The sequence below is a fragment of the Devosia limi DSM 17137 genome, from assembly GCF_900128975.1.
GTDB classification, from domain to species: Bacteria; Pseudomonadota; Alphaproteobacteria; order Rhizobiales; family Devosiaceae; genus Devosia; species Devosia limi.
The window spans coordinates 183,977-196,322 of record NZ_FQVC01000008.1 but is presented as its reverse complement, the minus strand read 5'-3'; the positions used below and the strand labels follow the sequence as shown (position 1 = coordinate 196,322).

The following is a 12,346-nucleotide window of genomic DNA, read 5'->3' as shown; positions in this document are numbered from 1 at the left end:
CAGATCTGGGCCGACAGAGGGCGAGCACTGCCTAGGCTTACCCTGCCAAACTATGGCGAAAGCCCAAGCGGCACAATCCAGGGTACATTTAGGGACCTCGGGTTTGGGTTGCCGAAAAAGCAAACGGGCCGCTTACGCGACCCGCGTTCCGATGGGTTGGCAGTCCATTCCCCAGGGACGAACTATCCCGCCTGGCGCATGCGCAGCTTGTCACTTGCTGCCGCATCGACGGTGAAGCTGTCGGCGATGTGGTCCAGGGTCATGGCTTCACTGTCCGCGATCGATACGGCTTGATTAGTTTCGCGAACAAGGCCGCTATTGTGGCGTGTCATCTGGTCGATGAGGCGCACTGCATCAGAAACGTTGCCGATCGTGGCCGCCTGCTCCCTGGTGGCGTCGGCGATTTCCGCCACCAGCCGACTGGCGTCGGCAATAGAGCCTAACAGTGCCTCAACCCTGTCGTGGGTCTCAGAGACCAAGCGGGTACCGCGATCGACTTCCCTGCCGGAAGTCTCGATCAGACCCTTGATCTGTGAGGATGCGGTTGCAGTCGACTGAGCGAGGCGACGGACTTCGACGGCAACAACAGCAAAGCCCTTGCCGGCCTCACCTGCCCGTGCTGCCTCGACCGAAGCGTTGAGGGCAAGCAGGTTTGTCTGGAAGGCGATGTCGTCGATGATGCCGATAATGCCGGAGATTTTCGCTGATGATTCAGAGATAGAAATCATGGCCTTGTTGGCATCCCCGACGACTGCGTCGGTCTCGCTGGCGATGGCCGCGGCGGATCGGGCCTTTTGGCTCGCCGATTCTGCGCGCTGCGCGTTGGCGGTGATTGTGCCTGACAATTGCGCGGTCGCGCGAGACAGATCGTCGACGCCCCGCCCCTGCTGTTCTGTTCGGCCAGCAAGGTCCCTCGCACCAGACGCGATGCTAGCGGTGGCGCTGCGCAGCTCATGGGCAGTGGCCTTGAGATCCTGCACGAAACTGACGAAGCGCGCCAAGGTGGACTTAAGTGCAAGTCGGATATCGTCAAACTCCCGGGGCAAGGGCTCCGACAGCGTGTCGACGATGGTGCCGTTGGCCATGTCCTCCAATTGACAGCCCAGCACGCGCACCGCGTTCTTGCGCGCGGTGATGTCGGTGGCGAACTTCACAATCTTGTAGATGCGGCCAGACGGCGCAAAAATAGGATTATAGGTGGCCTGGATCCACACGTCGGCACCATTCTTGCCGATGCGGCGATATTCGGCACTCTGATACTGACCATCCCGCAGGCGATTCCAAAAACTGGTATAGGCCGCACTTGCCACTTCAGCGGGGTCAACGAAGATCCGGTGGTGCCGTCCTACGATCTCCTCGAGACTGTAGCCAAGTGCGGAACAGAAGTTCTCATTTGCGGTAATGATCGTGCCGTCGGTCTCAAATTCGATCACCGCCTGCGAGCGCGAAATGGCATCGATCTGACCGCGCGCATCGGCGTCGCTGCGCTTGCGCGCCGTGACATCAGTGGCGAATTTTACAACGCCACAGGGCTCGCCATTCCTGTCAAAAATCGGGTTGTATGTGGCCTGTATCCACACCGCCCGCTTGCCCTTGGCAAATCGGCGATACTCGGCCGATTGATATTCACCCGCGGCCAGGCTTTTCCAGAAAGCCTTGTACTCCGGTGACTGAGCGTGGCTCGGATCGACGAATATGGAATGATGCCGACCGACGATTTCATCGAGCGCATAACCCATGCAAGCCAGGAAATTTTCATTGGCCGCAACGACGGTTCCATCGAGCCGGAATTCAATGACCGCCTGGGCGCGGTGCAGCGCCTGGGTCAATTGTCGGTCATTGACCGTAAACACACCCGAGGCTGGCGGCCTTGGCTTGCGGGTAAACATTACGGCACCTTCCAGATGAACAACCCTAGGCTCATAGAGTGTTCAATCTTAAAGAGCGGTGAACCGTCGGACCTCTCGCTCTATCGAACTGAGAAGCCCCTGGAATGTCTTCGTCGGCTTGATTGTTCAGGGGACACTCGAGCTAGGCTGACGCCGCCGGGATGGCTAGACCCGCATCGGCGCCATATTGCAAAAATGGGCCGCCGAAGCGACCCATTTCCGAAACCAAGATCAACTCATTGGCTGATCATAGAGACACGTTCCCCCAGCAGGGCTCAGAACGGGATATCGTCATCCATGCCACCTGGCTCAAAAGCTGGCGCATTGCTGGAGGGACGACGGGCACCGCCACCACCGGCTCCGCCGGCATTGTCCGACTGACGCGTGCCGCGGAAGCCACCATTGTCGCCGCCGCCGGCGTTGTCGCCGTCGCCACGACCGTCGAGCAGGGTCAGGTTCGAATTGAATCCCTGCAACACGACTTCGGTCGAGTACTTGTCGGCGCCGCTCTGGTCCTGCCACTTGCGGGTCTGCAACTGGCCTTCGATATACACCTTGCTGCCCTTGCGCAGATAGCTCTCGGCAACCCGGGCCAGCCCCTCGGAGAAGATCACCACGCGGTGCCACTCGGTCTTTTCGCGACGCTCACCGGAGTTCTTGTCTTTCCAGCTTTCCGAAGTCGCGATGGAGAGATTCACCACCTTGCCGCCGCTGGGCAGGCTGCGCACTTCAGGATCGGCACCAAGATTGCCGACCAGAATGACTTTATTGACGCTGCCCGCCATGGCGATATTCCTTCCAATCCAGAGTGACGGTCCTGCCGCCGTTTGCGCGCAGTTTAGCGCCTTACGTTGCCGGATGCGCGCCTAAAGCTGCCGTCATCAACAGTTGCTTGTGGCCGGGATCGCTGCGCGCGGCCAATTTATGTTCTCTTTATGTTCCGAATATCGACGGGTTTGTCAAGGCTACTCCAAACCTGATCAAGCCCACACTCAACAAGAGCAGTGCACTGTCCCAGACGAAGGTTCTTGACGTCGCCGCGTTAAGCGTCGGAGCTTTCGATGCGGCCATTGAACCGCTCAAGAAACGCTGTCTTATGACGCGGATCGACCCTCACGACGAAGCCCGAGCCCTGTTCGGTGGGCTCATCGCGCGAGATGATTTCAGCGTGGCTGTGCAACCAGCCGATATCGCTGCCGGCGCTGTGCGGGACATGGACGTGATAAGTGCGGCTCTTCTCCGAAAGCGCCGCTTCGATGGCCAATTTGAGGGCTGCGAGCCCGTCACCGGTCTTTGCCGAAGCCCGGATGACCGCGGCGACCCGGCCGGCAGGCGTGACCGACGCCAGCACGTCTTCGCCGTCTTCACTGCCTGCAGTCAGCAGGTCGATCTTGTTCCAGACTTCGATAACCGGTGTCGTTTCTGATGAAACCCCCAGATCGCCCAGGACCTTGAGCACATCCTGCGCCTGCGCCAGATGATCGGGATTGGAAATGTCGCGCACATGCAGGACGACGTCGGCATCTACGACTTCTTCGAGCGTGGCCCGAAAGGCGGCGACGAGGTCGGTGGGCAAATCGGCAACAAAGCCCACCGTGTCGCTCAGCATGACCTCGCGGCCATGCGGCAATTCCAGCTTACGGACGGTCGTGTCCAAGGTCGCGAACAACAGGTCTTCAGCGAACACCCCTGCCCCGGTCAGCGTGTTGAAAAGGCTGGACTTGCCGGCATTGGTATAACCAACAAGAGCCACGATCGGGAACGGCGTGTCGTCGCGCTGCCGGCGCTGTTGGGCGCGCGTTTTCTTGACCTTTTCCAGCCGCTCTTCGAGCAGCACGATGCGGTCGGTGATCTGGCGCCGGTCGCTTTCGATCTGGGTTTCGCCTGGACCACCCATAAAGCCATAGCCACCGCTGCCGCGTTGGCGCTCCAGGTGGGTCCATGAGCGGACCAGGCGGCCCTTCTGATAGTTCAGATGCGCCAGTTCGACCTGCAGCACACCTTCGCGCGTGGCAGCGCGCTCACCGAAAATTTCGAGAATAAGCGCCGTTCGGTCCAGGACCTTGGCGCCGGTTTCCTTCTCAAGATTGCGCTGCTGGATGGCGGTCAGCGCGGCATCGATGATCAGGAGATCGATGTCCTCATCCTTGACGCGCTGCGCCAGTGTCTCGACATGGCCGCCACCGATGAAGGTCGCAGGCTTGACTTCACGGACCTTGAAAACTTCCGAAAACACGATGTCCAGCTCGATGGCCCCAGCGAGGCCTTCGAACTCGGACTTGCGGGCCTCGATGCTGTGCTGAGAGAAACTGCCGCGGACATCAGGACAAACCAGACCGACCCGGGTCGCGAGCTGACGCCGATCGATAAATGCCTTCGGGCCGCCCTTGTGGCCGGCCTCGTCGCCTTCGTGGTCACTCATATATGCGATCAGTCGCTATCTTGGTTCTGCTCAGGATCGAACAGCTGGATTGGCGCGCCCGGCATGATGGTCGAAATCGCATGCTTGTAAACGAGTTGCGACTGAGCATCCCGGCGCAGCAACAGGCAGAAATTGTCAAACCAGGTGATCACGCCCTGCAGCTTGACGCCGTTGACGAGAAATATCGTAACCGGAACTTTTTGCTTGCGGACGTGATTAAGGAAAGAGTCCTGCAGATTTTGTTGTTTTTCACTAGCCATTCAGGCCTCTTTTCGCGGCTTTTGTTGTCGCTGTTATGGTTGCGCTGGTTGACCCAGGCTGACACCAGAGCTGCCGCCCCGCTCTGGGTCCAGAGGTGTGTTCGTCACACATTGAGCACTATGGCACAGAAGACTTTTCGTGCCTACCCGCGGGCCGCAGGTGCGGCCTGCGTTTTTTTCATTCCATTTACAGACCGAGCGATTTGATCTTGCGGTGCAATGCGCTGCGCTCCATGCCGACGAACTCGGCTGTCTTGGAGATGTTGCCGCCGAACCTTTCGATCTGCGCCAGCAGGTATTGCCGCTCGAACACTTCTCGAGCATCGCGCAGGGGCAAGCTCATCAAATGGGCCGAGGCATCGGTATCGCCCACTGTTGGCAGGACTTCGCCGATATCGGAGGGCAGCATGGCAGCCGTGATGATGCCATTCTCGGGCTGCTGATCCTTCATCAGAATCAGAAGGCGCTCGATGGAATTGCGCAATTGGCGGGCATTGCCCGGCCATTCCTGCGCCTGGAGCACCGCAATGGCGTCATCGCCGACTGTCATGCGTTGCAGGTTGTGCATGCGGCACACCTGTTCGATGAACACAGAAACCAGCGGTGGCACGTCTTCGCGGCGCTCCTTGAGCGGGGTTAGCGGCAGCGGCACGATGGACAGCCGATGGAACAGGTCCGAACGGAACTCGCCGGCCTCGATCTGGGCGGCGACATTCTGCGAACTTGCCGCGATGATGCGAACGTCGATCGGCACGGCCTGGGTGCCCCCGACGCGGTTGAACCGGTTTTCGACGAGCGTGCGCAGCAATGCAGCCTGGGTTTGGGCCGGTAGCGCCGTCACTTCCGACAGATACAGGGTGCCACCATGGGCTTTTTCCAGCGCACCGACTTCGGCGCGCAAAATGCCGGTCTTCTCGCGAACTTCACGGCCAAAGAGCACCACCGGCACTTCCTCGGGTGCGTAGAGTGAGGCGTTGATCTCGACAAATGGCGCGTCGGCCCGGGGGCTGCGCTGATGGATCATGCGGGCGACGAGGCCCTTGCCGGCGCCCGATGGCCCGGAGATAAAGATGCGCGAATTGGTCGGCGCGGACTTCTCGATGATGCCGCGAATCTGCTGCAGCGCCGGCGACGTGCCAACCAGGTCGGCGCTCTTGGTCGCCGAGCGTTCCTTGAGTTCGGCGACCTCACTGCGCAGCCGGGTGGCTTCCATCGCCCGCTGGGTAATGTGCAGCAGCCGATCAATCTTGAACGGCTTCTCGATATAGTCATAGGCGCCGCGCCGAATGGCGGAGACCGCCGTTTCGACATTGCCGTGGCCCGAGATCATCACCACCGGCATATCGGGGTGCTGGCTCTGGAACACGTCGAGCAGTTGCAGGCCATCCAGCCGCGAGCCCTGCATCCAGATATCGAGGAACACCAGACTGGGCCGGCGGCGCGCGATCTCGTTGAGGCCGCTATCGGCGTCGTGGGCCTGACGGGTCTCAAAGCCCTCGTCATCGAGAATACCCGCGATCAGGTCACGGATATCGTCTTCGTCATCGATAATCAGAATGTCGAGTGCCATTATGTGTGAACGACCGCCTCGTATGGCGGCTCCTCATTTTGGGATGGCTCGGCATGCCCGCGGGCAGTACCGGCTTCCTCTGAAATCTTGGTGGGCGAACGCAGCGGCAGCGTAAAGGTTACGCAAGCGCCAATTCGCCCATTGTCGTCAGGTTCGGCATCGACCAGCTCAACGATTCCGCCGTGCTGCTCGATAATCTTGGCGACGATGGCAAGACCAAGGCCGGTGCCCTTCTCGCGCGTCGTCATATAGGGTTCCAGCAGACGCTGGCGGTTATCCTTGGGCCAACCCTTGCCATTGTCAGACACGGCAACCCGTGCGTGATCGCCTTCGATCTGGGCCTGCACCCTTATGGTGGGTCGGTATGAAGCCGAAATATCGACCGTTTCAAATGCCTCCACGGCATTCTTGATGAGGTTGGTCAGACTCTGGGCAATCAACCGACTATCGAAATAGGCACGAATGGGCTCGTTCGGTAGTTCCGTATTGATGGTTATTTCCGGCAGGCGCACGCTTTCCAGGAAAACCGCCTGGCGGATGGTGTCGGAGAGATCAGCGATTTCGGGCGCCGCTTCGGGCATCCGGGCAAAGGCCGAGAATTCGTCCACCATACGCCCGATATCGCCGACCTGGCGCACAATCGTATTGATGCACTTGTCGAAGACCTCGCGATCGTCTTCCAGCTTGGCGCCATAGCGGCGGCGCAGGCGCTCGGCCGAAAGCTGGATCGGGGTGAGCGGGTTCTTGATTTCGTGGGCGATCCGGCGCGCGACGTCGGCCCAGGCGCTGGTGCGCTGGGCTGATTCCAGATCGGTAATATCGTCAAAGGTCAGCACGTAGCCTTTGGATTCGGTGATGGACCCCTCGCGCGTCAACTGCACCTGATAGGTGCGCCGGTCGGTCTCGTTGCCGAGATAGATCTGGTCGCGCACCTGGCCGCGGCGGGCCGAGCGGGTGCGCTCGAGCACTGGCGCCAGTTGTGGCAGCACTTCTTCGATGCGTTCGCCCATCAGCGCTATTTCGTCTTTGCCCAGCATTTCACAGGCACGCGCATTGACCAGGGTCACGGCCCCAAACGGGTCGAGGCCGATGATGCCGGCCGACACGCCTTCCACTACCGCCTCGGTGAACTGGCGGCGCTTTTCGTTCATTTCGCTTGCAGTCAGCAGGGCTTCGCGCTGGCTCTTGAGCTGCTGGGTCATCCGGTTGAAGCGATTGGACAGATCGCGCAGATCACCCCGTCCCTGTTGCACCGGAACGCGCACGTCGAGATCGCCCTTGCTGACGCGGTTGGAGGCGATCATCAGGTTTCGGATCGGGTCAACGAAGCGATTGGCCAGCGCGATGCCGATCCACAGTGCGGCCAGCAGCAGCACCACGGCCAGGCCGACATACATGATGGTGAAGGTGATCTGGAACACCAGCCGGTTTGACGCGTATTCGCGATACTCGGTGATGTTCTCATCGGTCAGCCGCATATATTCGAGCACTTCGGCATCGACTGGCCGGGCTACAAACAGGAAAGTATCCTCGTAGCCGCGCAGCTTGACGATGGAGCCGACGAGGTTGGTCTGACCAGGCGAAATCTGGGTGGGAATGCCTTCGGAGACGCCCTGGGTGATGCCTTCGGGCAGTTTGGGATAAGCCCCCTGCACCGCGATCTGGGCGCGCATCAGCGTATCGCCGTCGGCTGAGATCAGCGAGGTGAATGGTAGCGAACGCGTTACCGCAAGCGCTGTCAGGATGCGTCCAAAACGATCACGATCGGTCTCGAAGGTGCCACGAGCCTGCTCGAGTTCGGTGGCAACCCAGATGATGTCATCGCGTAGGACCTGCGCGTGTTCGAGCATGTAGGAGCGCGCCACCAGCCGGGAGCTTTCCACCATGGCGCGGGTTCGTTCGGAGAACCATTGATCGAGGCCCTGATTGAGCGAGATGGTCGCCACCACGGCAACAATGGCCGCAGGGATGGCAGCGACGAGCGCGAACATGGTGACCATGCGGATTTGCAGGCCAGCGCCGGGCTGCCGCTGCAGGCGAGCCTGGATCAGCAGCGCCGCTTCGGTGACCACCAGGGCAATCACCAGCAGCACCAGCACGCCGGTGCAGATCCAGATGATGGTCCAGACCTCGGCGGAAGGCTCGATATTGGTCGCGCCGATCAGGATCAGGAACGAAACCGACGACATGAGCACGGAGGCGACGACGACGAAGAAGCCGACGACCCGCAGCGGGCCATTATTCTGCGCACCCAGAAACGCCGGGCGCGCAGACTTGCCCGTGTCTTCCCGCTCCATATCGCGGGGCTCGTCACTGTGTGCCGAAGTCTCGGTCATTCAAAAAGCCGCAAGGCTTTCCCTCTTCTGCCAAATCAAAGGCAGAGTCTGCCCCAATGAGACAGACCCTTCAAGACAATTGTTGCCAAAATGTGACAGTCCGGTCCGGCGCCCCGTGGGCGCGAAAACACGCCGGTGGCGTGTTTTCAGGACCGGACGCCCGAAGGGCTACGCTCGCAGGGCCCAGAAGCCCCGCACATTCGATCCCCAAACCCCCGCATAACCTGGAGTTTTTAGGCGAGCGGCCATGGATTGTCGCTCGTTCAGTTCCGCCGGCTATGCTTCACAATCTCGATGCTGTGCGTGCGGATTTTCTTGCGCAGCGTGTTGCGATTTAATCCCAGCAAATCCGCCGCCTTGATCTGATTGCCGCCACAGGCATTGAGCGTCATGGCGATCAGCGGCGCTTCCACGCGGTCGATCACACGCTGATAGAGACCTGCTGGCGGCAGATTCGGTTCGTATTCGCGCAGCAACTGCCCAACATGGGTTTCGACTGCCATTGAGACATCCATGGTTCCGGAACTGCCGGTGACCTGCGGACGATCGGTAATGTTGAGTTCGTTCTGGACAATCTCGGCCGAGATGCTCTCGTCGGCATAGAGCGCTGACAGGCGGCGGACAAGGTTCTCCAGCTCGCGGACATTGCCCGGCCAGGAGTAGTTCTGCATCAGTTTGATGGCTTCGGGCGCGATCGACTTGATGGGCTCGCCTTCGCGCTGTGCCGCCTTGAGGAAGTGGGCGGCAAGATCGCCGACATCATCGACGCGCTCACGCAGTGGTGGCAGGCGGATCGGCACCACGTTCAGGCGATAATAAAGATCCTCGCGGAACAGTCCCTGCCGGATCATCTGGCTGAGATCGCGGTGCGTGGCGGCGACGATGCGGACATTGGTCTTGATCGAGGAGCGCCCCCCGACCATCGTATACTCGCCTTCCTGCAGCACGCGCAGCAGGCGGGTCTGTGCATCCATCGGCATGTCGCCGATTTCATCGAGGAACAGCGTACCACCCTCGGCTTGCTCGAAGCGGCCGGATGTGCGCGAATTGGCGCCGGTAAAGGCGCCCTTCTCATGGCCGAACAGCTCCGCCTCGATCAAGTCGCGCGGAATGGCGGCCATGTTGATGGCCACGAAGGGGCCGTTGCGGCGTTTGCCAAAGTCATGCAGCGCCCGAGCCACCAGTTCCTTGCCGGTGCCGCTTTCGCCGGTGATCATCACCGTGAGATCGGTCTGCATCAGGCGGGCCAAGGCGCGGTAGATGTCCTGCATGGCCGTCGAGCGACCGACCAGCGGCATGGTCTCGCCGGGCTCCTCGGCCTTGCGATCGCCGGTGGTCGGCTTTTTGGCATCGGCCAGCGCCCGGGCTACCACCGAGAGCACTTCGGTAATGTCGAAGGGCTTGGGCAGGTATTCGTAGGCGCCAACTTCATTGGCCCGGATGGCGGTCATGAAAGTGTTCTGGGCCGACATCACGATCATCGGCAGATCGGGACGCAGCTTTTTGATCTTGGGCATCACCTCAAAGGCATTGCCGTCCGGCATGGCGACGTCGGTGATCAACACATCGCCTTCGCCACGACTGATCCAGTTCCACATCGTTGAGATATTGCCGGTGGGACGCACCTCATAGCCGGCGCGCGTGAGCGCCTGGTTCAGGACCATGCGGATGGCTGCATCGTCATCGGCAAGCAGAACAACATGGCTCATCGGGCCGTACCCTCTTCAGTGGACGTCGTAAATGCCCCGCTAGCCACTGGCAGCAGGATACGGAAACGGGTGCGCCCCGGCCGGCTTTCGCAATCGATCACCCCACCATGGTCGCCCACGATCTTGGCAACCAGCGCCAGGCCGAGTCCGGAGCCATTCGTCTTGGTGGTGATGAACGGATCGAACAGGAATGGCAGGATATCAGGCGGCACGCCGGGGCCATTATCCTCGATGACGATCTCAAGCGGCAGCGAGATACGTTCGGACACGCCCAGCACGCTGATGCGAATGCCAGGTCGGAAGGCGGTCGTCAGTCGAATCTCAGGTTTCTGTGTGCGTTCAAGCGCTTCGGAGGCATTCTTGACCAGGTTAAGGAAGACCTGGATCAGCTGGTCGCGGTTGCCGAAGACCGGCGGCAGCGACGGATCGTACTCTTCCGAAAACGTCACACCACGCGCCACGCCATTGCGGGCCAACAGTTTCACCCGGTCGAGCACGACGTGGATATTGATCGGCTCCCGTTCCAGCGGCCGGTCATCGCCGAACACTTCCACGCGGTCGAGCAGGCCGACAATGCGGTCCGTTTCATCGCGGATCAGCCGCGCCAGGGGGACCTCGTCGGCGGCAATGCTCTGTTCGAGCAACTGCGCGGCGCCGCGAATGCCTGAGAGCGGGTTCTTGATTTCATGAGCCAGCATGGAGGCCAGGCCCGTTACCGAGCGCGCTGCACCGCGGGACACCATCTGCCTGTCGATCTTGTCGGCCATGGTGCGCTCCTGGATCAGGAGCGCCACGCGGCCATCGGTATCGGAAATCGGGCTGGCGAAGACGTCTGCGACCCGCTCGTCACCAAAGCGCGATGAGCCGACCCGAACCCGGTACTCGGTCATTGGCGCGCGCCGTAGCGCGACGGTTTCGACCAGGCTGATGATGGGCGATCCGAAGGCGATCAGGTCATCCAGCCTTTGGCGGGTGAGTACGCTCAGCGAGGCGCCAAAGAAGGCTTCGGCGGCGTAATTGACGAAGATGATCTGATGCTCTTCCCCAACGACAACAATGGGTTGCGGCAGTGCCTGCAGCACTGCGGTTGACGGAATGGCTGCGAGAGTGTCGTTCATGCGGCAGTTTTCCAGTCGCCCGAATAAATTTCGCCAATCATCGCCAGGACCGCTGCGGGCTCCTCGGCATTGAGAAAGGCAAGCCTTGTCGGCTTGTCGAGCGTCAGCCCCATGGCTTGGGCATACCAATCGAGATGCTTGCGCGCGGCACGGACGCCGACAGCGATGCCGTATTCGTAGAGGATCTGTTCGTAATGAGCGGAGATCAGTGCCACGAGGTCCTGTCCTGTCGGGGCCGCTTGCGGGGTCTCGCCGCGCAATTGCGCGCCAATCTGGCCGACGGCCCACGGCCGCCCCTGTGCACCGCGGCCGAGCATGACTGCCGCGGCGCCCGACAGGCTCAGGGCTTCCTGGGCGCTGGCAAAGTCGATGATGTCGCCATTGACGACCACTGGCACATCAACCGCCTCGACGACGGCACGGACCAGTTCCCAGCGGGCGCTGCCCTTGTAGAATTGTTGCCGCGTGCGACCATGCACGGTGATCATCTGCGCACCAGCATCGACGGCGCGGCGGGCCATCAGCGGCGCATTGAGGCTATCGTCGTCCCAGCCCAAGCGCATCTTGACGGTGACCGGGAGCGGCGTTGCCCCTACGACAGCATCGATCAGGGTCATTGCCTGGTCGGGCACGCGCATAAGCGCCGAGCCGGCATAGCCGTTGGTAACCCGCTTGGACGGGCAGCCAAAGTTGATGTCGATGATATCGGCGCCCGCTTCATGGGCGATCCTGGCGCCGGCGGCCATCCACTCGGCTTCGCAACCGGCCAATTGCACAACATGCGGCAGTTTGCCGGCCTTGCCGAGCTTGCGCACCATGTCATGGTGGCCGGTGCCGAGGGCAGCGCTAGCGATCATTTCGGATACGACCAATCCGGCGCCGAACTTTTCAGCGATTTCGCGGAAAGGCCGGTCGGTGATTCCGGCCATGGGCGCCAGGAACGCATTGTTGCGAACCACATGACTCCCGATGCTCAAGCCGCAGGCAAACTCAGACACAATCTGCCCCAGAAATGGTCACTGTCCCAATAATGCCTGCACAA

9 protein-coding genes are annotated in these 12,346 nt (G+C 60.9%); all 9 read right to left on the bottom strand.

The annotated features are described in order from the left end of the window. Positions 1 to 182 precede the first annotated feature (182 nt). Positions 183 to 1,889: a methyl-accepting chemotaxis protein gene (locus tag BUA69_RS14060; protein ID WP_046136102.1), complete on the bottom strand. Its 1,707-nt coding sequence runs from the start codon at positions 1,887 to 1,889 to the stop codon at positions 183 to 185. A 275-nt stretch (positions 1,890 to 2,164) separates the two neighbouring features. Then, positions 2,165 to 2,674 (bottom strand): single-stranded DNA-binding protein, encoded by a 510-nt coding sequence (gene ssb / locus BUA69_RS14055; RefSeq protein WP_046136101.1) that lies wholly within the window; start codon positions 2,672 to 2,674, stop codon positions 2,165 to 2,167. A gap of 257 nt (positions 2,675 to 2,931) precedes the next feature. Continuing rightward, a complete protein-coding gene (gene hflX, locus BUA69_RS14050) occupies positions 2,932 to 4,311 on the bottom strand; it encodes a GTPase HflX (protein WP_046136100.1) in 1,380 nt (459 codons plus the stop codon). Positions 4,312 to 4,319: 8 nt separating this feature from the next. After that, positions 4,320 to 4,571: an RNA chaperone Hfq gene (hfq, locus tag BUA69_RS14045; protein ID WP_046136099.1), complete on the bottom strand. Its 252-nt coding sequence runs from the start codon at positions 4,569 to 4,571 to the stop codon at positions 4,320 to 4,322. A 187-nt stretch (positions 4,572 to 4,758) separates the two neighbouring features. Beyond that, a complete protein-coding gene (gene ntrX / locus BUA69_RS14040) occupies positions 4,759 to 6,141 on the bottom strand; it encodes a nitrogen assimilation response regulator NtrX (protein WP_046136098.1) in 1,383 nt (460 codons plus the stop codon). Next, positions 6,141 to 8,477 carry a sensor histidine kinase NtrY-like gene (locus tag BUA69_RS14035; protein ID WP_052950652.1) on the bottom strand — a complete coding sequence of 779 codons (2,337 nt, stop codon included), beginning with the start codon at positions 8,475 to 8,477 and terminating at the stop codon, positions 6,141 to 6,143. The genes ntrX and BUA69_RS14035 overlap by 1 nt, the downstream gene beginning before the upstream one ends. A gap of 263 nt (positions 8,478 to 8,740) precedes the next feature. Beyond that, positions 8,741 to 10,186: a nitrogen regulation protein NR(I) gene (ntrC, locus tag BUA69_RS14030; protein WP_046136097.1), complete on the bottom strand. Its 1,446-nt coding sequence runs from the start codon at positions 10,184 to 10,186 to the stop codon at positions 8,741 to 8,743. Continuing rightward, a complete protein-coding gene (locus BUA69_RS14025; RefSeq protein ID WP_046136096.1) occupies positions 10,183 to 11,304 on the bottom strand; it encodes a two-component system sensor histidine kinase NtrB in 1,122 nt (373 codons plus the stop codon). The genes ntrC and BUA69_RS14025 overlap by 4 nt, the downstream gene beginning before the upstream one ends. Continuing rightward, positions 11,301 to 12,263 (bottom strand): tRNA dihydrouridine synthase DusB, encoded by a 963-nt coding sequence (gene dusB, locus BUA69_RS14020; RefSeq protein WP_244468790.1) that lies wholly within the window; start codon positions 12,261 to 12,263, stop codon positions 11,301 to 11,303. The genes BUA69_RS14025 and dusB overlap by 4 nt, the downstream gene beginning before the upstream one ends. Between the last annotated feature and the right edge of the window lie 83 nt (positions 12,264 to 12,346).